At 72.8% G+C, this 21,357-nt stretch carries 17 protein-coding genes and 1 riboswitch; of the genes, 4 read left to right on the plus strand and 13 right to left on the minus strand.

What is annotated here, in order from left to right:
- The first annotated feature begins 313 nt into the window (after positions 1 to 313).
- A complete protein-coding gene (locus tag ACFVU3_RS08215) occupies positions 314 to 1,084 on the plus strand; it encodes an ABC transporter ATP-binding protein (RefSeq protein WP_390064737.1) in 771 nt (256 codons plus the stop codon).
- 90 nt (positions 1,085 to 1,174) lie between these two features.
- Positions 1,175 to 3,706 (plus strand): ABC transporter permease, encoded by a 2,532-nt coding sequence (locus ACFVU3_RS08220; protein ID WP_390064739.1) that lies wholly within the window; start codon positions 1,175 to 1,177, stop codon positions 3,704 to 3,706.
- A 63-nt stretch (positions 3,707 to 3,769) separates the two neighbouring features.
- Here ACFVU3_RS08220 and ACFVU3_RS08225 read toward each other — a convergent pair whose 3' ends face one another.
- The 9 genes from ACFVU3_RS08225 to ACFVU3_RS08265 all read right to left on the minus strand — a co-directional run bounded on the left by ACFVU3_RS08225 (position 3,770) and on the right by ACFVU3_RS08265 (position 14,352).
- Positions 3,770 to 5,062 (minus strand): class I SAM-dependent methyltransferase, encoded by a 1,293-nt coding sequence (locus tag ACFVU3_RS08225; RefSeq protein WP_390064740.1) that lies wholly within the window; start codon positions 5,060 to 5,062, stop codon positions 3,770 to 3,772.
- A gap of 162 nt (positions 5,063 to 5,224) precedes the next feature.
- Positions 5,225 to 6,610: an NAD(P)/FAD-dependent oxidoreductase gene (locus ACFVU3_RS08230; RefSeq protein WP_390064742.1), complete on the minus strand. Its 1,386-nt coding sequence runs from the start codon at positions 6,608 to 6,610 to the stop codon at positions 5,225 to 5,227.
- A gap of 370 nt (positions 6,611 to 6,980) precedes the next feature.
- Positions 6,981 to 7,895 carry an exopolyphosphatase gene (locus ACFVU3_RS08235; protein WP_390064744.1) on the minus strand — a complete coding sequence of 305 codons (915 nt, stop codon included), beginning with the start codon at positions 7,893 to 7,895 and terminating at the stop codon, positions 6,981 to 6,983.
- On the minus strand, positions 7,892 to 8,431 hold the full coding sequence (locus ACFVU3_RS08240) for a DUF501 domain-containing protein (protein ID WP_390064745.1): 540 nt from the start codon (positions 8,429 to 8,431) through the stop codon (positions 7,892 to 7,894). Before ACFVU3_RS08240 ends, ACFVU3_RS08235 begins: the two co-directional genes overlap by 4 nt.
- 34 nt (positions 8,432 to 8,465) lie before the next feature.
- The gene (locus ACFVU3_RS08245) at positions 8,466 to 8,936 is read right to left on the minus strand and encodes a septum formation initiator family protein (RefSeq protein ID WP_390064747.1); all 471 of its coding nucleotides are present in this window, start codon (positions 8,934 to 8,936) and stop codon (positions 8,466 to 8,468) included.
- A gap of 102 nt (positions 8,937 to 9,038) precedes the next feature.
- The gene (gene eno / locus ACFVU3_RS08250) at positions 9,039 to 10,325 is read right to left on the minus strand and encodes a phosphopyruvate hydratase (RefSeq protein ID WP_390064748.1); all 1,287 of its coding nucleotides are present in this window, start codon (positions 10,323 to 10,325) and stop codon (positions 9,039 to 9,041) included.
- Between the two features lie 290 nt (positions 10,326 to 10,615).
- On the minus strand, positions 10,616 to 11,356 hold the full coding sequence (locus ACFVU3_RS08255; RefSeq protein ID WP_390064749.1) for a transglycosylase family protein: 741 nt from the start codon (positions 11,354 to 11,356) through the stop codon (positions 10,616 to 10,618).
- A 4-nt stretch (positions 11,357 to 11,360) separates the two neighbouring features.
- A riboswitch (cyclic di-AMP (ydaO/yuaA leader) is annotated at positions 11,361 to 11,535 on the minus strand.
- Between the two features lie 263 nt (positions 11,536 to 11,798).
- Positions 11,799 to 12,848: a transglycosylase family protein gene (locus ACFVU3_RS08260; RefSeq protein WP_390064751.1), complete on the minus strand. Its 1,050-nt coding sequence runs from the start codon at positions 12,846 to 12,848 to the stop codon at positions 11,799 to 11,801.
- Between the two features lie 223 nt (positions 12,849 to 13,071).
- Positions 13,072 to 14,352 carry a cytochrome P450 gene (locus ACFVU3_RS08265; RefSeq protein WP_390064912.1) on the minus strand — a complete coding sequence of 427 codons (1,281 nt, stop codon included), beginning with the start codon at positions 14,350 to 14,352 and terminating at the stop codon, positions 13,072 to 13,074.
- 167 nt (positions 14,353 to 14,519) lie between these two features.
- Here ACFVU3_RS08265 and ACFVU3_RS08270 point away from each other — a divergent pair, with 167 nt between their 5' ends.
- A complete protein-coding gene (locus ACFVU3_RS08270; RefSeq protein WP_390064753.1) occupies positions 14,520 to 15,731 on the plus strand; it encodes a globin domain-containing protein in 1,212 nt (403 codons plus the stop codon).
- On the opposite strand, the gene ACFVU3_RS08275 is transcribed toward ACFVU3_RS08270, so the two are convergent.
- The 4 genes from ACFVU3_RS08275 to ACFVU3_RS08290 all read right to left on the minus strand — a co-directional run bounded on the left by ACFVU3_RS08275 (position 15,728) and on the right by ACFVU3_RS08290 (position 18,745).
- Complete coding sequence (locus tag ACFVU3_RS08275; protein ID WP_390064754.1) at positions 15,728 to 15,952, minus strand: hypothetical protein; 225 nt, start codon at positions 15,950 to 15,952, stop codon at positions 15,728 to 15,730. The genes ACFVU3_RS08270 and ACFVU3_RS08275 overlap by 4 nt on opposite strands.
- Positions 15,949 to 16,908 carry a nucleoside triphosphate pyrophosphohydrolase gene (locus ACFVU3_RS08280; RefSeq protein WP_390064755.1) on the minus strand — a complete coding sequence of 320 codons (960 nt, stop codon included), beginning with the start codon at positions 16,906 to 16,908 and terminating at the stop codon, positions 15,949 to 15,951. The genes ACFVU3_RS08275 and ACFVU3_RS08280 overlap by 4 nt, the downstream gene beginning before the upstream one ends.
- Before the next feature lie 26 nt (positions 16,909 to 16,934).
- The gene (locus tag ACFVU3_RS08285) at positions 16,935 to 17,627 is read right to left on the minus strand and encodes a SurA N-terminal domain-containing protein (protein WP_390064756.1); all 693 of its coding nucleotides are present in this window, start codon (positions 17,625 to 17,627) and stop codon (positions 16,935 to 16,937) included.
- Between the two features lie 122 nt (positions 17,628 to 17,749).
- Positions 17,750 to 18,745: a glycosyltransferase family 2 protein gene (locus ACFVU3_RS08290; RefSeq protein ID WP_390064757.1), complete on the minus strand. Its 996-nt coding sequence runs from the start codon at positions 18,743 to 18,745 to the stop codon at positions 17,750 to 17,752.
- 126 nt (positions 18,746 to 18,871) lie between these two features.
- On the opposite strand from ACFVU3_RS08290, the gene ACFVU3_RS08295 reads away from it, so the two are divergent.
- Positions 18,872 to 21,247, plus strand: coding sequence for a YfhO family protein (locus ACFVU3_RS08295; RefSeq protein WP_390064758.1), 2,376 nt, complete (start codon positions 18,872 to 18,874; stop codon positions 21,245 to 21,247).
- Positions 21,248 to 21,357: the final 110 nt, after the last annotated feature.

Here is a 21,357-nt window from a genome sequence, read left to right on the forward strand (position 1 = left end):
ATCGATGTTGTCTTATTTTATTGACGTCTGAGGGTGCGTCAGCCCAGGTGAGCGGCGTTTTCGCAAACTGTGACCGGGGTCGCAGGCGCAAAGCCGCCACCCCCGGATTGACCAGATCTCGCCGAAGGTGTGTCACGTCCGCCGTCGGGGTCGCCGTCATACCAGAGGAGGAGGCACGGGGGGCGCGGTCCGACCCAAGGCGGCCCCTCGAACGGGCACGTGGACGGACGACCCGGGCAGGAACGTTCGAAACGATGGAGTGGTTCCCGGGACACCGGGTTTCCGAGCAGCCGTCCTGACAGGAGTCCCCCTCGTGACCACCACCCCCACCGTGCCCCGCGCCACCGCGGTGGCCGCCCGCGCCACGGAGCTCACGAAGGTCTACGGGCAGGGCGAGACCCAGGTGGTCGCCCTCGACCGGGTCAGCGTGGACTTCCGCCAGGGCGAGTTCACCGCGATCATGGGCCCCTCGGGCTCCGGCAAGTCGACCCTCATGCACTGCGTCGCCGGCCTCGACTCCTTCTCCTCCGGTTCGGTCCGGATCGGCGACACCGAGCTGTCCACCCTCAAGGACAAGCACCTCACCCAGCTCCGCCGCGACAAGATCGGCTTCATCTTCCAGGCGTTCAACCTGCTGCCGACGCTGACCGCCCTGGAGAACATCACGCTCCCCATGGACATCGCCGGCCGCAAGCCCGACCAGGCGTGGGTCCAGCAGGTCATCGACATGCTCGGCCTCTCCGGCCGCCTCAAGCACCGCCCGACCGAGCTCTCCGGCGGCCAGCAGCAGCGCGTCGCCGTCGCCCGCGCCCTCGCCTCCCAGCCCGAGATCATCTTCGGCGACGAGCCCACCGGAAACCTGGACTCGCGCTCCGGCGCCGAGGTCCTCGGCTTCCTCCGCAACTCGGTCCGCGAGCTCGGCCAGACCGTCGTCATGGTCACCCACGACCCCGTCGCCGCCTCCTACGCCGACCGCGTGATCTTCCTGGCCGACGGCCGGATCGTCGACGAGATGCTCCGCCCCTCCGCCGACGGCGTGCTCGACCGCATGAAGGCGTTCGACTCCAAGGGCCGTACGAGCTGACGCGCCGGCGCCCTCGCGGGCGCGCCGCGCGCTCCGGGGCCCCCGGCCCCGCACCCGACTTCCGTCCCGCCTTCCTCCAGGACCTCACCCATGTTCCGTACCGCCCTGCGCAACGTCCTCGCGCACAAGGCGCGGCTGCTGATGACCGTGCTCGCCGTGATGCTCGGCGTCGCCTTCGTCTCCGGCACCCTCGTCTTCACCGACACCCTCTCCCAGGCGTTCCGCGGCCAGTCCGCGAAGAGCTACGACGACGTGGCCGTCGCCGTCGGCCTGCGCCCGAGCCCCGAGGAGGCCGCGAAGAACCCCGGTCTCTCCCAGGCCACCGTCGACAAGGTCGCGAAGCTCGACGGCGTCACCGGCGTCCAGCCGCGCGTCGACGGCTTCGCCGGCGTACCGGACGCGAAGGGCAAGCTGATCGGCGTCGGCTGGTCCAACAAGGGCACCAACTTCGCCCCCGGCCCGGACGGCAAGGACCCCGCCCTCGCGTTCACCGGCGGCGCCGGCCCCACCGAGGCGGGTCAGATCGCCCTCGACCAGGCCACCGCGGACAAGGGCGGCTACAAGGTCGGCGACACGGTCCGCGTCGCCACCAACGGCCCGGTGAAGGAGTACACCCTCTCCGGCGTCTTCACCACCGAGGACGGCGCCGTCAACGCGGGCGGCAGCCTCGTCGTCTTCGACGCCCCGGTCGCCCAGAAGCTCTACCTGAAGCCGGGCTACTACTCCGACCTGAACGTGGCCGCGGCCGCCGGCGCCGACGCCGACCAGCTCCGCGACGCGATCCTGAAGGTCGTCCCGAAGGCCGCCACCGCGCAGACCGGCGCCGACCTGGCCGACGAGCAGGCCCGTCAGATCGAGTCCGGTCTCGGCACCCTCAACCAGGTCCTGATCGGCTTCGCCGGCATCGCGCTCTTCGTCGGCGTCTTCCTGATCGCCAACACCTTCACGATGCTGGTGGCCCAGCGCACCAAGGAACTGGCCCTGATGCGCGCGGTCGGTGCCTCGCGCAAGCAGATCACCCGCTCCGTCCTGGCCGAGGCCGGCATCGTCGGCGTCGTCGCCTCCGCGGTCGGCTACCTCCTCGGCATCGGGCTCGCCGTGGGCCTGCGCTCCGGCATGGCCGCCTTCGAGATGAAGGTCCCGGACGGCGACCTGGTCCTCGGCGCCACCCCCGTGCTCGCCGCCTTCGGCGTCGGCGTCGGCATCACCCTGCTCGCCGCCTACCTGCCCGGCCGCCGGGCCGCGAAGATCCCGCCGGTCGCCGCGATGAACAGCGTCCACGCCACCCCGAACGCCAAGTCGCTCCTCGTGCGGAACGTGATCGGTGCCGCGATCACCGCCATCGGCGCGGTGCTGATCGTGCTCGGCGCGAACATGGGCGGGGACGAGGGCCGCATGGTCATCGCGGGCGGCGCCTTCGCCACCCTCATCGGCATCATCATCCTCATCCCGTTCCTGTCCCGGCCCGTGATCGCCCTGATCCGCCCCTTCTTCGTGAAGGTCTTCGGGATCTCCGGCAAGCTCGCCGGCCTCAACGCGGTCCGCAACCCGCGCCGCACCGGCGCCACCGCCTCCGCGCTCGCCATCGGCCTCACCCTGGTCACCGGCCTCACCGTGATCGGCGTCAGCGCCGGCCAGGCCCTGGACAAGATGACCGTCGACCAGATCAAGGCCGACTACATGGTCTCCATGGCCAGCGGCGACGGCCTGTCGCAGGAGGCCCTGTCGGCCCTGGAGAAGGCCCCCGGCGTCACCGCGGTCTCCCCGCAGCAGGCCGGCGCCCTCGACATCAAGGGCTCGTACGTCTCCGCCTCCGGCGTCACCCCCGGCGACATCGAGAAGGTCCTGAGGATCGACGTCGTCGAGGGCTCCCTCGGCACCCTCGCCGACGGCCAGATCGCGGTCGCCGACAAGACCGCCGCCAAGCGCGGCCTGAAGGTCGGCGCCTCCGTCCCGGTCGAGTACCTGGACAAGAAGAAGGGCACGCTCACCGTCGGCGCCGTCTACAAGGACAGCGAGTTCCTCTCCCCCGTCCTCGTCGACACGAAGATCCTCGACGCGCACGACCCGCAGAAGTACGTTCCGCAGATCTTCGTCTCCACCGCCGGCGGTCCCAGCGACGCCAACGAGCAGGCGCTGATCAAGGCCATGGGCGACAACCCGGCCATCGGCGTCCTCGACAAGAAGGACATCCGCGACACCTTCGGCGGCCAGATCAACCTGATGCTGAACATCATGTACGGCCTGCTCGCGATGGCCCTGATCATCGCCGTCCTCGGCGTCGTCAACACCCTCGCGATGTCCGTCTTCGAGCGTCAGCAGGAGATCGGCATGATCCGGGCGATCGGTCTCGACCGGCGCCGGGTGAAGCGGATGGTCCGCCTGGAGGCGGTCGTGATCTCGGTCTTCGGCGCGATCGTCGGCATCGGCCTCGGCACCTTCCTCGCCTGGGCCCTCGGCAAGACCTTCGAGTCCAGCATGCCGGGGTACGGCCTGGTCCTGCCCTGGGACCGCATCGGGATCTTCCTGGCCCTGGCCGCCCTGGTCGGCGTGCTGGCCTCGCTCTGGCCGGCCCGCAGCGCCGCCCGCCTGAACATGCTCTCCGCCATCAAGGCCGAGTAGCCCAGCCGGTACGACACGGAGGGCCGGTCCCCGCCCGGGGGCCGGCCCTCCGCCGTTCTCCTCCTACTCCGTCCACTCCCGCGGCCGCAGCGGCACCCCGCTCGCCCCCGACGCCGGCGTCCGCACCGCCAGGAACTGGTTCACGCCGATCCGGTTGCGCTCGAAGGCGACCGCCGAGGCCGCCATGTAGAGCCGCCAGATCCGGGCCCGGCCCGGGGAGGTCAGCCGGACCGCCCGGCCCCACTCCTTCTCCAGGTTCGTCACCCAGCGGCGCAGCGTCAGCGCGTAGTGCTCCCGGATCGCCTCCACGTCCCGGACCTCGAAGCCCGCGTCCTCCAGGGTCGTCAGGGTGCGGCCCATCGGGGCGAGTTCGCCGTCGGGGAAGACGTACGCGTCGATGAAGGCGTCCACGCGGTACGCCTCCTCGTCGGGCTCCGGGCGGCGCGAGATCTGGTGGTTCAGGAGCCGTCCGCCGGGCTTGAGGAGGCCGTGCAGGAGGTCGGCGTACTCCCGGTACCGCTCCGCTCCCACGTGCTCGGCCATGCCGATGGAGGAGATCGCGTCGAACGGCCCGTCGGGCACGTCGCGGTAGTCCTGGACCCGGATCTCGACCCGGTCGGTGAGCCCCTCCTCGGCGATCCGCTTGCGGGCGAAGGCGGCCTGTTCGCGGGAGAGGGTGATGCCCACGGCCCGGGCGCCGTACGCGCGGGCCGCGTGGATCGCCATCGAGCCCCAGCCGCAGCCCACGTCGAGCAGCCGGTCGCCCTCCTTCAGCGCCAGCTTGCGGGCGATGAGGTCGAGCTTGTCCCGCTGAGCGTCCTCCAGCGTCCCCGCCTCGCTCCAGTAGGCGCACGAGTAGACCATCGACGGGCCGAGCACCAGCGCGTAGAAGTCGTTGCCCACGTCGTAGTGGTGACTGATCGCCTGCTTGTCGCGGCGCCTGCTGTGCCGTCCGCCGCTGCGGCCCCGGACCTCCTCGGCCGGCGGCCTCGGCGGCGGCAGCGGCCCGGCCAGCCGGAGCAGCTCCCCGGCGGCGGCCCTGATCCGCGGATCGCGGAGGGAGGAGAGCAGGCCGCCGGACTCCCCGCCGCGCTCCCAGATGAACCCGGAGAGCTGGTCGAGGGCTTCGTAGAGGTTCCCCTCGACGTCGATCTCGCCGGCCACCCAGGCGCGGGCCAGGCCCAGTTCGCCGGGCCTCCAGATCATCCGGCGCAGCGCCCTGCGGTCCCGGATCACCAGCACGGGGCCACCCGGCGGGCCGGCCTCGCTGCCGTCCCAGGCGCGCAGCCGCACCGACAGGGGACTACCCAGCAGATCCTCGGCGAGAGTCGCGAGCCGCGTCGCGGCGTCGGCCATGGTGACACACCTCCGTGGTGCTTGCCCCAGACTTGTCCGTCACCAAGGGAACACCGTCGGTAGGCGTTTCCCATCCCGCCGCGACGCAAGACGTGCGCAAAACACGCCGAAGGGCCGCCCGCACCACGGATGACGGACGGCCCTTCGGTACTGCCGGGGGTGTTACGACGCCTTGGCCTTCTCCGGGGCCGGGGCGGCCGCGGCGGGGGCCGGGGCGGGCTTGGCGGCCTCGTAGAACTCCTCGCGCGGCGTCTCCATGGCGCCGAGCGAGACGACCTCGCGCTTGAGGAACATGCCGAGGGTCCAGTCGGCGAAGACGCGGATCTTGCGGTTGAAGGTCGGCATCGCCATGCCGTGGTAGCCACGGTGCATGTACCAGGCGAGACGGCCCTTGAGCTTGATCTTCACCTTGCCCATGACGATCATGGCGACGCCCTTGTGCAGACCGAGGCCGGCCACGGCGCCCTTGTTGGCGTGGCTGTACTCGCGCTGCTCGAAGCCGCGCATGCCGGACACGACGTTGTCGCCGAGGACCTTGGCCTGGCGCAGCGCGTGCTGGGCGTTCGGCGGGCACCAGGCGTTCGGGTTGCCGGCGCGGCGGCCGACCATGTCCGGGACCTGGGCGTTGTCGCCCGCGGCCCAGGCGTAGTCGAGGCCGTTGATCTGCAGCTTCTCGTTGCAGTCCACGTGGCCGCGGGGGCCGAGCGGCAGACCGAAGCGGGCGAGGGCCGGGTTCGGCTTGACGCCGGCGGTCCACACGATGGTGTTGGAGTCGACCTCGAGGCCGTTCTTGAGCACGACGTGGCCGTCCACGCAGGAGTCCATGGAGGTCTCCAGGTAGATCTCGATGCCGCGGGACTCCAGGTGCTCCTTGCCGTACTGGCCGAGCTTGGGGCCGACCTCGGGGAGGATCTTGTCGGCGGCGTCGACCAGGACGAAGCGCATGTCCTCGCGCGAGACGTTCTGGTAGTACTTCGCGGCGTCGCGGGCCATGTCCTCGACCTCGCCGATCGTCTCGGCGCCGGCGAAGCCACCACCGACGAAGACGAAGGTCAGGGCCTTGCGGCGGACCTCCTCGTCGGTGGTCGAGTCGGCCTTGTCCAGCTGCTCGAGGACGTGGTTGCGCAGGCCGATGGCCTCCTCGATGCCCTTCATGCCGATGCCCTGCTCGGCGAGGCCGGGGATCGGGAAGGTGCGGGAGACGGCACCCATCGAGATGACCAGGTAGTCGAAGGGCAGCTCGTACGCCTCGCCGACGAGCGGCGCGATCGTGGCGACCTTGCGGTCCTGGTCGATGGTGGTGACCCGGCCGGTGAGCACCTCGGCTCCGCGCACGACGCGTCGCAGCGGGACGACGACGTGGCGCGGCGAGATGCTGCCGGCGGCGGCTTCGGGGAGGAAGGGCTGGTAGGTCATGTACGACCGGGGGTCGACGACCGTGACGGTCGCCTCGGCGTAACGCATCTTCTTGAGGATGCGCCGCGCGGCGTACAGGCCAACGTACCCGCCGCCTACGATGAGGATCCTGGGACGCTCCGTGGTGCTCATGGCATCGAGTATCCACCCACTCGGGGGGGTCACCTCGTGCGCCCCTTCACAAGCTTCCGGGAGTGCTCTGCTACACTCCGCCGCCCACGTGATCCACGTCATGGTCGTGCAAAGGAACCGGAATGCAGTGGTGAACGTTGTTCACCCCTACTGAACTGGCCCGGAGAGCCTTCGTTAACGCCGAACCAGCGGACGCGTTCACACGATGGAAACTTCGAGCGAAGTGGCCTCCGGACCTGCGAAAGGGCCCTGAGGACCCCCTCGGAAGGCCCAAAGACCTCCCTCCGGCGCCATCAGGGCCCTTTTCCTTGTGAAGAACTTCACGAAGCTTCTCCGGCAGGGTGTCGCCGGATGCCTCGATAGCTGCCCGCTATGCCACGGATAGGGCGATCCCATCGAGGATGTCGTGCTCGCTGACCACGACCTCGGCGGCTCCGACCCGCTCCACGATCTCCTGGAGGACCAGCGCGCCCGCCACGATGACGTCCACCCGGCCGGGGTGGATCGCGGGGATCGCGGCCCGCTCGTCGTGGGTGGAGGCGAGCAGCCGTCCGGCGATCTCGGCGACCTGCGCGGCGGGGATCCGGGCGTGGTGGATCTTCTCGGAGTCGTACCCCGGCAGGCCGAGGGCGATGGCGGCGATGGTGGTGACCGAGCCGGCCAGGCCGACGAGGGTGCCGGCCGTGTCGAGCGGCACGGTCTCGGCGGCGAGGTCGAGGGCGGCGCGCACGTCGGCGCGGATCGCCTCGGCCTCCTCGGCGGTCGGCGGGTCGTGCCGGACGTGCCGCTCGGTGAGCCGGACGCAGCCGATGTCGACGGAGCGGGCGGCCTCGACGTGCCGGTCGCCGGTGACGAACTCGGTGGAGCCGCCGCCGATGTCCACGACGAGGTACGTCTCCGAGTCCGGCAGCTCGCCGGTGGCACCGGTGAAGGAGAACTCGGCCTCCTGGTCGCCGGTGATCACCTCGGGCTCGACGCCCAGGATCTCCACGACCCCGTCGACGAACTCCTGCCGGTTCTCGGCGTCGCGGGAGGCGGAGGTGGCGACGAAGCGGATCCGCTCGGCGCCGAACTCCTCGATGACGGCGGCGTACTCGCGGCAGGCGGCGAAGGTCCGCTCCAGCGCCTCGGGAGCGAGGCGGCCGGTCCGGTCCACGCCCTGCCCGAGCCGGACGACCAGCATCCGGCGGTCCAGCTCGACGAGGTGGCCCGTCTCCGGGTCGACGTCGGCGACGAGGAGGCGGATGGAGTTGGTGCCGCAGTCGATTCCGGCGACCCGGGTCATTCCGCGGGCTCCTTCTCGTCCGCGCAGGGGGTGACGCACGGGCCCTTGGCCCACCACTCGGGGAGCATCGCGAGGGCCTCGTCGCCGAAGGGGTTCACGCCCGGGCCGGCGACCAGCGAGTGGCCGACGAGGACGTGCAGGCACTTCACGCGGTCGGGCATGCCGCCGGCGCTGGGGAAGCCCTCCAGGACCTCGATGGCGTCCCGGCGGGCGAGGTAGTCCTCGTGCGCGGCGCGGTAGGCGGCGGCGAGCTCCGGGTCGGTGGCGAGCCGGGCCTGCATCTCCTTCATGACCCCGTTGGCCTCCAGGGTGCCGATGGCCGAGGCCGCCCGGGGGCAGGTGAGGTAGTACGTGGTCGGGAAGGGGGTGCCGTCGGGCAGCCGCGGCGCGGTCTCGACGACGTCCGGGTTGCCGCAGGGGCAGCGGTGCGCGATGGCGCGCAGGCCGCGGGGCGGCCGTCCGAGCTGCGCCTCGAAGGCGGCGACGTCCGCCTCGGTGGGCTCGGTGCGTTCGGTCTGCGGAGGGGGCGTTTCCATGTCTGCCTTGCTCGTGGGGTCGTGTCGGGCGTCGTCAGGGACGGTCGGCGTGGTCCACGCCGTCCCACAGGTTGTCGTACCAGGGGCGGTCGGCCGTGCCCTGGTCGGCGCGGGGGCGGTCGGCCGCCCCGGGGTCGTTCACGGTGAAGCCGGTCTCGCCGGGGAGCACGTAGTGGAGGTGCTCGCGGGCGAGGCGGCGGACGTAGGCGGGGTCCTGGAGGCGGGCCTTCTCGTCCCGCAGCTCCTCGACCCGCCGGGCGGCCTCGGCGGCCTTGCGCTCCTGTTCGGCGATCTCGCCCTGCTGGGAGACGTAGCTCCGTATCGGGTAGGCGAGGGCGACGACGAGGGAGCAGACGACGAGGGCGAGGAAGGCGGCGCGGCCGGTGAGCCGGGAGCGCCGGGCCTGGCGCCGGGTCTGGGAGCGGTAGACACGGGCGGCGGTCTGCTCGCCGAGCAGCCTGATCCGGGTCGCGGTGGAGAACCGGTCCCGGTCCTTCACGGCCATGTCGTGTCGCCTCCCCTGTCTCCGGTGTCCCTCAAACGTGCGTCCCCGCACACGGTACGGGACCGGGTGCGGGGACGGACGGAACTACGGTGCCGGGCAGGTTCAGCCCTTGAAGCGCGGGAAGGCGCTGCGGCCGGCGTAGACGGCGGCGTCGTCGAGGATCTCCTCGATGCGCAGCAGCTGGTTGTACTTGGCGACGCGCTCGGAGCGGGCCGGGGCGCCGGTCTTGATCTGGCCGCAGTTGGTGGCGACGGCGAGGTCGGCGATGGTGACGTCCTCGGTCTCGCCGGAGCGGTGGGACATCATGCACTTGAAGCCGTTGCGCTGGGCGAGCTCGACGGCGTCGAGGGTCTCGGTCAGCGAGCCGATCTGGTTGACCTTCACCAGGAGGGCGTTGGCGGACTTCTCCTCGATGCCGCGGGCCAGGCGCTCGGGGTTGGTGACGAAGAGGTCGTCGCCGACGAGCTGGACCTTGTCGCCGAGGCGCTCGGTGATGACGTTCCAGCCGGCCCAGTCGTCCTCGAACAGCGGGTCCTCGATGGAGACGAGCGGGTACGAGGAGACGAGCTCCTCGTAGTACTCGGTCATCTCGGCGGCGGAGCGCTCCTTGCCCTCGAAGAGGTACTTGCCGTCCTTGTAGAACTCGGAGGCGGCGACGTCCAGGGCGAGGGCGACGTCCTTGCCGGGCACGTAGCCGGCCTGCTTGACGGCCTCCAGGATGAGGTCGAGCGCCTCGCGGTTGGAGCCGAGGTTCGGGGCGAAGCCGCCCTCGTCGCCGAGGCCGGTGGAGAGGCCCTTGGCCTTCAGGACGGACTTGAGGGTGTGGTAGACCTCGGTGCCCCAGCGGAGGGCCTCGGAGAAGGACTCCGCGCCGATCGGGGCGATCATGAACTCCTGGATGTCGACGTTGGAGTCGGCGTGCGACCCACCGTTGAGGATGTTCATCATCGGAACGGGCAGCAGGTGCGCGTTCGGGCCGCCGAGGTAGCGGAAGAGGGGGAGGTCGCTGGCCTCGGAGGCGGCGTGCGCGACGGCGAGGGAGACGCCGAGGATGGCGTTGGCGCCGAGCGACGACTTGTCCGGGGTGGCGTCCAGGTCGAACATGGCCTGGTCGATCAGGCGCTGCTCGGTGGCGTCGTAGCCGACGAGCTCCGGGCCGATCTGCTCGATGACGGCGAGGACGGCCTTCTCGACACCCTTGCCGAGGTAGCGGTTCTGGTCACCGTCGCGGAGCTCCAGGGCCTCGAACGCACCGGTGGAGGCACCGGACGGAACGGCAGCACGGCCGGTGCTGCCGTCGTCGAGGCCGACCTCGACCTCGACCGTGGGGTTGCCTCGGGAGTCCAGGATTTCCCGGGCTACGACGACGTCGATGGACGGCACGAGCATCTCCTTCTGGGATGTGACGCTAGGTGTGGCGCATGGGTCGCAAGGTCTCGTTCGCCTTGCGACATGAGCCTAACCGGCTCCGGCGCTCCGGCCAGCCGACCGCCCGTCCCCTGGGACGAAAAAGGGCCCAAGAGCACGCATCGAAGGACGAAAGCCCCGGGATCTACTGGACAGTAACGGCAGAACCCCGGTCCCGGGCCCACGGGGGAAGGGGGCTCGGGACCGGGGTGGTCACCGCGGGAGGGTCGCAGGGCACCGGTGAGCCGCCGGACTCACGGGTGCCGCGGGGCTCACTTCAGGTGGAGCTGCTGGCCCGGGTAGATCAGGTCGGCGTTCTCGACGACGTCCTTGTTGAGCTCGAAGAGCTTCGCCCAGCCGCCCTCGACGCCCTGCGCCGCGGCGATCTTGCTGAGGGTGTCGCCGGCCGTGACCTTGTACTCGCCGTCGCCCTTCTTGACCTTCTTGCCGGTCGGGGTGGTGACGGTCTTCTTGGCGGCGGCCTGCGGGGCGGCCTGGGCGGCGGTCCGCTTCGGGGCCTGGCGCTGCTCGCTGCGGTTGGCGGGCTGCTCGGCGGAGCGCTTCGGGGCGCTCTGCTGCGGGGCGCTCTGCTGGGTGCTCTGCTGCTGCGGAGCGGCCTCGGCGGAGCCGCCGTCGTACGAGGCGCCGGAGAGGCCCACGCCACAGCTCGGCCACGCGCCCTTGCCCTGGCCCGCGAGGACCTTCTCGGCGATGGCGATCTGCTGCGACTTGCTGGCCTGGTCGGCGGTGGAGGCGTAGGCGGTGCCGCCGTACGCGGCCCAGGTGGAGGCCGAGAACTGGAGGCCGCCGTAGTAGCCGTTGCCGGTGTTGATGGACCAGTTGCCGCCGGACTCGCACTGGGCGACGCGGTCCCACTCGGAGGCGGTGGCGGCCGAGGCGGTGCCGGCGGCCATCAGCGGGGCGGCGACGGCCGCACCGGTGACGCCGACGAGGGCGACGACGCGAGTGGCCTTGGAGGGACGACGACGCTTGCCCGTGCCGGAGAACAGCATGGAGATTCCTCTTCACCGACGCCTGTGAGGTGAGCTGTCGGGTTCGGGCTTGAAGAGTGCGCCCGGCCGCGTGTCCTTGCACGCGGCTTCACCCCAAGCCGGTCGATCGGCCGTCTCTCGACGGCCGGGACCGGCGCAAACCTTGGGTCCCCCACTCCTGCCTACGGCGCTTTCGCGACGACATTCCCGGCGGCCGACGGCAGGACTCGGCGTTTCGGTCGACGGGGCCCGCGGTGGCGAGCGGTGTCGACCGTAGACACACACCCGCTTGAAGTTCAAAGGGCCTTACGACGGACAAATCGCCCTTACTTGCATCCCGTCAGACCTCGTTTGCGCAGGTGAGAGCTGACGGGAGCAAAGTTTGCGGACGTGACACGCCAGTTGGGGCGAAGAGACCCATGTCTCACTTTCCCAAAAGCGGACATAAAGCCCTGAAACGGCCTCACTTCTCCGATGAAGGGACCGTCAGCTCAAGGCTCTGACCAGGGAGGATGAGATCCGGATCGATGCCGACCGTCTGGCGGTTGGCGTCGTAGAGGGCGTCCCAGCCGCCGGGGAGGTCGTTCTCCTGCGCAATCTCCGACAGGCTGTCACCCGGGCGCACGGTGTAAGCGTCGCTTGCGTCCGAGTTGACGGGGGTTGAGGTGACCTTGTCCGAAGCTGCGGCATGACGTCCGGAATCCTGCTCCGTGTCCGTCTTGTCGCTTTCCTCCGGTGCGGCCTCGCCCCGGTGCTTGCCCGTCCCGGGCGTGTCCGACGACACGTCAGACCCGTCCGCACCGGGGGTCACCGGGGTGCCGGGCGCCACGGGCGTCTCCGAGGCGTCCGGCGGCGTGCCCGGGGTGCCGGGCGTGCCCGGCGCGACCGGGGTGCCCGTGGAGGCGTCCGGGGCGTCCGGGGCGGTGTCGGCGGGCACGTCCGGGGTGACGGCGGACGGCGGCGGCGTGACGGTGCCCGCGGAGGGCGGCGTGGCGGGCGTGGCGGAGCCGGCGGGCGTCGTGGGGGCGGCCGGCGTCGCCGGGGCGGTGACGGCCTCCTTCTTCTCCGCGGCCTTCTCCTCCTTCTCCCCCACCCCGGGCGCCTTCGCGGGCGCGGTGGGGGCGGAGGCGGACGAGCCGCCGGTCCAGTTCGACTCGGGGGCCACGCCGCCCTCGTCCTCCTCCTGGACGGCGGGGCCCGGCTGGACGCCGGTGGCCCTGCCGTCGTTCGTCAGACCGGCGATGGGGGCGCAGGTGGCCCAGTCGGTGCTGCCGGAGGAGAGCGCCTTGTCGGCGACGGCGATCTGCTGCGCGCGGCTGGCGAGGTCGGGGCTGGGGGCGTAGGCGAGTCCGCCGTGCCGCTCCCACGCCTCCTGGGTCATCTGGAGGCCGCCGTAGGCGCCGTTGCCGAAGTTGGCGCTCCACTGGCCGCCGGACTCGCAGGCGGCGACCCGGTCCCAGGTGGCCGCGTCGGCGGCGGAGGCGGAGCCGGCGGCGAGCAGCGGCAGTGCCATGGCGGATCCGGCCACTCCTGCGGTGACGACGATCGCGGGAGCCTGACGGGGTCGACGGTGTCGTCCGTTTCCGGAAAGCATGTCGGGGCCTTTCGCGTGACGGCGGGGACGGCAGGGACGGCCGGGTTCCGGCCGAACGCTGGCGCGAAGGTAGCCGCATTCGAACGTCCGTCACAAGTCGATGGCTGCCCGATCACGTGAAGATCACATTTCTGACACGTCGTCACACGCGCTGCGGGGGTGCGGATGGGGTGAACTCCACCGGAAGCGTGCGCAATCCCCTCATGATGAGCCCTCCGCGCCACCGCAGTTCGTCCGGATCGGCGCCAAGTCGCAGGTCCGGGAGGCGGGTCAGGAGGGTGGCGAGCGCGGTCTGCCCCTCCAGACGGGCGAGCGGCGCACCCAGGCAGTAGTGGATGCCGTGCCCGTACCCGAGGTGCTGGTTGTCCCTGCGGGCGAGGTCGAGGGTGTCCGGCGCGCCGAAGCGGTCCGGGTCGCGGTCGGCCGCCGCGAGGACGACGAGGACCGGGTCGCCGGCCGGGATCGCCTGCCCGCCGAGGGTGAGGCCGGTGGTCGCGTACCGCCAGGTCGCCAGCTCGACCGGCCCGTCGTACCGCAGCAGCTCCTCGACGCCGGTCTCCAGGAGCCCGGTCTCCCCGGCGGCGAGCGAGCGCTGGAGGAGGGCCCGCTGCCCCGGATCGCGCAGCAGGGCGTAGGTGCCGTTGCCGATCAGGTTGATGGTCGTCTCGAAACCCGCGAACAGAAGCACGAAGCACATGGCGACGGCCTCGGCCTCGGTGAGGTGGTCGCCGTGGTCCGAGGCGCGGATGAGCCCCGAGATGAGGTCGTCGTCCCCGTCCTGCCGCAGCTCCTGCCGCTTCCGGTGGATCAGCTCCGCCAGGTACCCGCGGATCTTCTTCACCGACCGCGCCACCCCGCCCCGCGGGCCCCCGCCGTGCCGGATCATCATCCCGGCCCAGTCCCGGAAGTCGTCCTGGTCCTCGGCGGGCACGCCGAGCATGTCGCAGATGGCGTAGATGGGCAGCGGGAAGGCGAACTCGTGGATGAGGTCGGCGCTCCCCCGCGCCGCGAAGTCGTCGATCAGCCGGTCGGTCAGCTCCTGCACGCGCGGCGCGAAGGCGGCGACGCGGCGCGGGGTGAACGCCTTCGACACCAGCCGCCGCAGCCGCGTGTGGTCCGGCGGGTCGATGTTGAGGAGGTGGGTCATCAGCCCGGCGCTGCGCTCGCCGGGGATGCCGGTCTTGCCCGGCTCCGCGTGGTGCACCGGATTCTTCGACAGCCGCTGGTCGGCGAGGGCCTGCCGGGCGTCGGCGTACCGCGTGACGAGCCACGCCTCGACCCCGCTGGGCAGCGTGGTCCGGTGCACCGGGGCGTGCTCCCGCAGCCAGGCGTACGCCGGGTACGGGTCGCTCGCGAACTCCCAGCTGAACAGCTCGGGCACCGGCCCGGAGGCGGCGCCGGTGACGGGGCAGGAGGCCGGCACGGGGCTCGTACCGGATGTTCCCGGCGTATCGGTCGTCTCGGGCGTCGGGGCGGGTCCTTCACTCACTCCCCGACCGTACCGTCCGGCCCCCGGCGCCCCTCCGGCCGACCTGACGTGATCACCCGCCGGTGACCACACCGTGACGGCCCGTGCCCTACATTTCCCGCGTGGACCTCCCCTTGCTCAGAAGCACGTTCGCGGTCGTCGAGAGACGGGCCGAACACGCCGTCACGTACTTCTACTCGCACCTCTTCTGGCGCAACCCCGGCGTGCGCGAGCTCTTCCCCGAGGACATGGTCCCGCAGCGCGACCGGCTGTTCGCCGCGCTCACCCACGTGGTGACCACCCTCGACGACCCCGCGCTCCCCGCCTATCTGGGCCGCCTCGGCCGCGACCACCGCAAGTTCCTCGCCACCCCCGCCCTCTACGCGGCCGTCGGCGAGAGCCTGCTCGCCGCCTTCGCGCACGCCGCCGGGTCGACATGGACGATCGAGGCGGAGAAGGCGTGGTCGGAGGCGTACGGGGTGGTCTCCGACCTGATGCTGCGGGGCGCGGAGGAGTCCGCGGCGGACGGGGAGCCGCCCTGGTGGGACGCCGACGTCGTCGGCCACGAGCGGCACGGCGACGACCTGGCCGTGCTGACCCTCCGCCCCCGCCGCCCCTACCCCTACCTCCCCGGCCAGTACGCCGGCGTCAGCTCGCTCCGGGTGCCCCGCGTCTGGCGCACGTACTCGCTCGGCAACGCCCCCCGCCCGGACGGCACGCTCGACCTGCACGTGAGCCGCATCCGGGGCGGGGCGATGAGCACGGCCCTGGTGGACCGGGTCCGCCCGGGCGAGACGCTGCGGCTGAGCGCCGCCGGCGGCGCGGCGACCTGCCGGACGGCGCCGGGCGCGCTCCGTACCTATATATGCGCCGGTACGGGCTGGGCGCCGGTCAAGGCCCTCCTGGAGGAGGCGGCCGGCTCCGACCCGGAGGCCGAGGGCCGGATCTTCGCGGTGGCCCGCTCCCGCGAGTACCTGTACGGGCGCGAGGAGCTGGACCGGCTGGCCGCCCGGCTCCCCGGCCTGAGCGTCACCTACATCACCTCGGCCCCCCGCCACCCCCGCGACCAGGCGACCGAACGCCTCCTGACCGCGCTGCGGTCCTGCGGCCGCTGGCCGGACCACGACGTCTACCTGGCGGGTCCGCCCGGCTTCCTCGCCGAGGTCTCCGAGGTCCTGGACGACCTGGGCGCACGGCCGGACCGGATCCGGCACGACGTCCTCCCCCCGGCCGGCCGCTTCACCACCCGCCCCGCCTCCCGCGCCGAATGGCTCCTGGGCCCCCCGGCCGTCCGCTGGCACGACCCGGCGGCCCGGGCCCCGCACACGGACTAGGCCGTTCCTTCCGCGCGGCGGCCCCTCCGTCGCTCGACGGCGACGCGGATCAACTCCGCGGCGCACGCGGCCGCGGACACCAGCAGGGCGATCCGCACCCAGAGCGGGGTGTCGTCACCCGACGCCCAGGAGACGAACGCCAGCATCATGAGGAGCGTGTACCCCGGTCTGTCCGACTGGTCGGCGAACCACCAGCGCAGGGCGCGGCGGGCGCGGCTCACACCCCCTCCGCCCCTCTGATCGCGTCCCGGTACGCCCGGGCCGCCGCCCGCAGCGCCGCCTCCGGGTCCACGCCCGCGGCCTCCGCGCGGACGGCGAGGGCCAGCAGTTCGTAGCCGATGCCGTCGCCGGCCGGGAGCGGCACGCCGAGACCCGCCGTGCGGACGCGGCCCGCGAGCTTCGCGGCGAGCGCGAGGCCGGGCTGTCCCACGGGCACCCCGTCGGTCACCGACTCCCGGCCCTTCTCGACGGCCTTGGCGCGCAGCCAGTGGGCGCGCACGTCCTCGGGGGTCTCGGCCGTCTCGTCGCCGAAGATGTGCGGGTGGCGCTGGATCAGCTTCTCGACGAGCGTGCCGGCCACGTCGTCGACGGAGAACGGCTCCTCGGCGTCCTCCTCGGCGATCCGCGCGTGGAAGACGACCTGGAGGAGCACGTCGCCGAGCTCCTCCCGCAGTTCGTGCCGGTCCCCGGCCTCGATCGCCTCGACCAGTTCGTACGCCTCCTCGATGGCGTACTTGGCGAGGCCGCGGTGCGTCTGGAGCGAGGACCACGGGCACTGGCGGCGGATGACGTCCATGACCTGGACGAGGTCGAGGAGGCGGGCCCCGGGCAGGTCGTACGAGCCGGGCAGCAGCTCCAGGTCGGGCATGGCGGTGCGGCCGGAGCCGGCGAGCCGGGCGAGCCCGTCGGTGAGGGCCCCGTCGCCCTCGCCGGAGGGGAGGACGACGACGGTGCGGCCGCCGGCGCAGGCGGCGACCAGTTCCTCCGCGGTGGGGCGGACGTGCTCGACGGCGACGCCCGCCTCCCGCAGGTACGGCAGCTGGGGGTGGCGCTCGTCGGGGCAGAGGACCCGGTCGGCGCCGCGCAGCGCCTGCCAGGCGGGCCAGGACAGCAGTCCGGGCGCCACGCGGTGGCTGGCGGTGAGCAGGACGACGCGGCCGGGGTTCACGGAAGTCACCCCTCGAACCTACCCCGCGCGCGGGGTCACCCCGGAAGCTGCTCCGCCCCTCCGGCGGCCGGGTCCTTCGCGACCTCGACCAGCCAGGGAGCCGTGTCGGCGCTGGTGTCGAGCTGGACCTTGGTGTCGTCCCAGGCGCCGTACCGCGGGTTCACGTCGATGTCGAGGGACTTCGACGCGGCGGTGAAGAGCTCCTGGAGCTTCTGCTGGCCTTCGGGGGTCTCGGTGATCCCCTGCTTCTCGATGATCTTCGTCATGAGGACGTTGCGCCGGACGACGTCGTCGATCTGGTCGGGGGCGACGCCCTGCTGCTGGAGCAGGACGGCCTCCAGGCCCTCCTCGCCGCCGTTGTCGCGCACGAACGCCTCGCGGGTCTCCTGGAGCTCGGCGCGGCTGGCGGTGACGCCCTGGTCGGCGGCGACCTCCCCGAGGATCCGGTCGAAGATCATGCCGTTGAGCTTCTGCCGGCCGAGGTCGCCGGTGGCGGCGATCAGCTGGGCGGACTGCGGGGACGCGGACTGGGCGTCGCGGGCCGACTTCACCTGGGCCTGGAGGCTGGAGACGTCGATGCGCTCGCCCCCGACGACGGCCGCCGCCCCCGGATGGGCGTCGCCGCCGCACGCGGTGAGCAGCGGGGCCGCGGCGAGGAGCGCGGCGGAGAGGGCAAGCGCGGTGCGGCGGCGTGCGGGGCTGTCGTGGCGGCGGTCGCGGCGGTGCAAAGGAGCCTCCCGGGCTGGTCGTGCGTCAGTTGGACGACCTTGCGGTGATCGATGGTAGGGAGTCGCCGGGACCGTAGCCACTACTTCGCAGAGACAACTTGCCCGTCACCGCGTCACGGAGGTCACTTCCGGACGACCGTCTCCCACAACGAGGCACCCGCCGCCCGGGTGTCGGTCCGCCCGCCGTCCTTCTCGCGGCCCGTGTGCGTCTCGGCGACCAGGTAGTGGGGCCGGCGCTTCACCTCGTAGTAGATGCGCCCGACGTACTCGCCGATCAGGCCGACCATGACCATCTGGACGCCGGCGAGGGCGGTGACGGCGACGAGGAGCGTGACGTAGCCGGGCGTGTCGACGCCGTGGGCGAGGGCGTCGGCGACGATCCAGCCGGCGTAGGCGAGGGCGACGGAGACGAGCAGCAGGCCGAGGTAGACGGCGGCGCGCAGCGGCTTGTTGTTGAAGGAGAGGAGTCCGTCGAGGCCGTAGTTGAGGAGCTTGCCGAAGGTCCACTTGGACCGGCCCTCCTCGCGCACCGCGTTCTCGTAGGCGAAGGTCGTCGTCCGGAAACCGACCCAGGAGAAGAGCCCCTTGGAGAAGCGGTTGTACTCGCCGAGGCCGAGGATCGCGTCGACGGTGCGCCGGGAGAGCAGCCGGAAGTCGCCGACGCCGTCGACGAGTTCGACGTCGACGAGCCGGTTGATCGCCCGGTAGTAGAGGCGGGCGGTGAGGGTGCGGGTGACCCGGTCGCCCTCGCGGGTGCGGCGGGCGACGACCTGGTCGTACCCCTCGGCGTGCAGCGCGACCATCCGGTGCACCAGCTCGGGCGGGTGCTGGAGGTCCGCGTCCATGATCACGACGGCGTCGCCGGCCGCGTGCCGGAGCCCGGCGAGCATGGCGGCCTCCTTGCCGAAGTTGCGGCTGAAGGAGACGAAGCGGACCCGCGAGGGGTCGGCGGCGGCGAGGTCCCGCAGGATCGGGAGGGTCCGGTCGCGGCTTCCGTCATCCACGTAGACGATCTCGAAGTCGCCCTCCAGGGCGTCGAGTTCCTTCGTCACATGGGCGTGGAAGCGGGCGAGGACGTCCTCCTCGTTGAAGCAGGGGACGACGAGAGAGAGCAGCACATCCGACACCCAAAGGCAGGCCGGTGACCCTCCCGCCCCGCCGGGGTGACGACGGGGCGACCATTGCGTGAACTGCCCCTCGGCGGCCGCCCTCCGCCCCTCCGGCGCTGCGATATTCGACCCGCCATGCGAACTGCCCTGCGAACCGCCCCGCCGTCCACGCCCCCGCCGGACCCGGCGCCCGGGTCCCCGCGCCGCGCCACGGCCGCCGTCTGCGCGCTGGCGGGGCTGCTCGCCGTCGCCGCCGTCTGTGCCGGGGACGCGGCGGCCCGGACCTTCCCCTTCGGCCCGCGCCACCGGTCGGTGAACGACCTGGCGAACCAGTTCGTCCCCTTCCACGCCCACCTGTGGGACCTGCTGCACGGCCGCGCCGACGGCGGGCTCCTGCTGAACTGGCGGGCGGGCGGGGGCACGAGCTTCCTCCCCGACCTCGGCACCTATCTCTCCAGCCCCCTCGCCCCGCTGGTGGCGCTCGCCCCGCGCGCGGACATCGAGTACGCCCTCTACGCCCTGACCCTCCTGAAGACGGCCCTGGCGGCGGCCGCGACCGCGCTCCTCCTCCGCCGGATCTCCACCGCCCCCGCCCCGTGGTGGCCGGCCGTGCTCGGCGCCGCGTACGCCCTGTGCGGCTGGTCCCTGGTGGAGGGCACGTACAACCCGATGTGGCTGGACGGCCTGATCGCCCTCCCGCTGCTGTGCCTGGTCGCCGAGTGGGCCCGCGAGGGCGTCCGTCCCCTGCTGTCCGTCCTGACGGTGGCGGTCTGCTGGACGGCGAACTTCTACACGGCGTACATGGCGACCCTGGGCGCCGGCCTCTTCCTCCTCGCCCGTCTGGCGACGACCGGCCCGTTCCGCCCGCGCGCCCTGCTCCGGGCCGCCGGATCCACCGTGCTGGGGGTGGGGCTGGCCGCGCCCGTGCTCGCCCCCGTCCTGCTGTCGACCCGGCAGGCGCACCCGGGCGTCGTGCGGGAGTTCGATCCGGCCGGGGCGGCGGACGTGCTGGCCCGGCTGCTGCCGGGGACGTACGGCTTCTCGACGCCGGCCGCGTTCGTCGCCGCACCGGTGCTGCTGCTGGCGGCGACGCTCGCCTTCCGGCGGGACGTGCCGGACCGGGAGCGGTGGGTGTGGACCGGCCTCGTCCTCGGCGCGGCCGCCTCCTTCCAGTGGGGCCCGACCCACCTGGTGTGGCACCTCTTCGCCACGCCCAACGGCAGCCCGTACCGCCAGACCTTCGTCCTCGCCGGCCTCCTCGTCGTCGCCGCGTACACCGGCCTCGCCCACGGAGCGCCCGGCCGGCGGCCGCTCGCCGCGGGCTGCGCGGTGGTCCTCGCCCTCACCGCCGGCGCCCTCCCCAGCGGGCTCGCCACCCGCCCCGCGCTGCTCCTCGCCGTCGCCGGCCTCGCCGCGGCGGCGGGCGCCCTCGCGCTCCCCCGCCGCCGCCGGTACGCCGTCCTCGCCGCGCTGCTGGTCACGGGCACGCTCCTCGGCCAGGCCGCCGCGACGACGGCGTACGCCGATCGCAGGCGCCCCGCGCACCTCGACGACTACCCGCCGTACGGCCCGGAGCAGGAGCGCCGGGCGGCGGCCCTCGCGGCGGCCGACGGCTGGCCCGCCTTCCGCACCGACCCCGGGCTCCCCCGCGTCGCGGGCAACGACCCGCTGCTCCTGGGCGGCCAGGGCGCCGCCTACTACAGCAGCCACACCCCCGCCGTCCTCACCGGCCTGCTCACCGCCCTCGGCGGCGGCTGGACCTCCCGGGGCCGCAACCTCCAGAGCCTCGACAACCCGGTCGTGGACGCGCTGTTCGCGGTCGGCGCGCGGTGGCGGGACGGCGAGGTCGTCCGCACGGAGGTGCGGCTGCCGCTCGTGACCGTCCGGCCGCCGGGTGCCGCGCCCGCCCTCGGCCCGGACCCCTTCCGCAACCAGGAACTCCTCCTGGGCGCCGAGGTGTACGTCCGCCCGGCGGGGGCCGGTGCCTGCCCGGCCGGCACGGAGGTCTTCCTCTGGGCCCCCGAGCGCACCGGCGAGGCCCGTCTCGGCGGCGGCGCCCCCGTCCGCCTCCTCGGCGGCGGACCCGGGCGGCGGGCCGCGATGACCTCCCTGGGGACGCAACGCGCCCCGGACGCCCGCCCGCAACTCCCGCCGGGAAAGGGGCCGGCCGAGGCCGGCTGCCTGGACCACGACCGCCTCCGCGCGGCGGTGACGGCCCTGCGGGACCGGGCCGCCGTCTCCGTGGAGACCACCTCCTCGGGCCTCACCGCCCGCCTGCCGGAGGGCGCCACCGGGACGGTGGTGGTCGCAGCCCCCGCGATCCCCGGCTGGACCTGCCGGGGCCGGGAGGCGGAGTCGTACGCGGGCCTGCTGGCCGTCCGGGCCGGCGGAGCGGCCACCGTGAGCTGCTCCTTCCGCCCGCCGGGGCTCGCCCCCGGCCTGGCGGCGGCCGGGGCGGCGGTCCTGGTCCTGGTGGCGGCGGGGTGGCGGCGCAGGCCCGGCGCCGCCTGACGCACCGCACCAGCGGTCGTCCCGCTCCTCGCCGGTCGGCCCGAGGACGTGGGTCCGGGTGCCGTCGAGGGCGATCCGGCCCGGGGCCCGGACCTCGACGTCCGCGCCGC

Source organism: Streptomyces sp. NPDC058052, assembly GCF_042885515.1.
Taxonomy (GTDB): Bacteria; Actinomycetota; Actinomycetes; order Streptomycetales; family Streptomycetaceae; genus Streptomyces.

What these genes read in the sequence shown, in the direction of transcription:
- ACFVU3_RS08255 (WP_390064749.1), bottom strand. Translation starts at nt 11,356, where the DNA reads ATGCTGTTCTCCGGCACGGGCAAGCGTCGTCGTCCCTCCAAGGCCACT.
- ACFVU3_RS08260 (WP_390064751.1), bottom strand. Translation starts at nt 12,848, where the DNA reads ATGGCACTGCCGCTGCTCGCCGCCGGCTCCGCCTCCGCCGCCGACGCG.
- ACFVU3_RS08245 (WP_390064747.1), bottom strand. Translation starts at nt 8,936, where the DNA reads ATGGCCGTGAAGGACCGGGACCGGTTCTCCACCGCGACCCGGATCAGG.
- ACFVU3_RS08295 (WP_390064758.1), top strand. Translation starts at nt 18,872, where the DNA reads ATGCGAACTGCCCTGCGAACCGCCCCGCCGTCCACGCCCCCGCCGGAC.
- ACFVU3_RS08230 (WP_390064742.1), bottom strand. Translation starts at nt 6,610, where the DNA reads ATGAGCACCACGGAGCGTCCCAGGATCCTCATCGTAGGCGGCGGGTAC.
- ACFVU3_RS08225 (WP_390064740.1), bottom strand. Translation starts at nt 5,062, where the DNA reads ATGGCCGACGCCGCGACGCGGCTCGCGACTCTCGCCGAGGATCTGCTG.
- ACFVU3_RS08220 (WP_390064739.1), top strand. Translation starts at nt 1,175, where the DNA reads ATGTTCCGTACCGCCCTGCGCAACGTCCTCGCGCACAAGGCGCGGCTG.
- ACFVU3_RS08240 (WP_390064745.1), bottom strand. Translation starts at nt 8,431, where the DNA reads ATGGAAACGCCCCCTCCGCAGACCGAACGCACCGAGCCCACCGAGGCG.
- eno (WP_390064748.1), bottom strand. Translation starts at nt 10,325, where the DNA reads ATGCTCGTGCCGTCCATCGACGTCGTCGTAGCCCGGGAAATCCTGGAC.
- ACFVU3_RS08235 (WP_390064744.1), bottom strand. Translation starts at nt 7,895, where the DNA reads ATGACCCGGGTCGCCGGAATCGACTGCGGCACCAACTCCATCCGCCTC.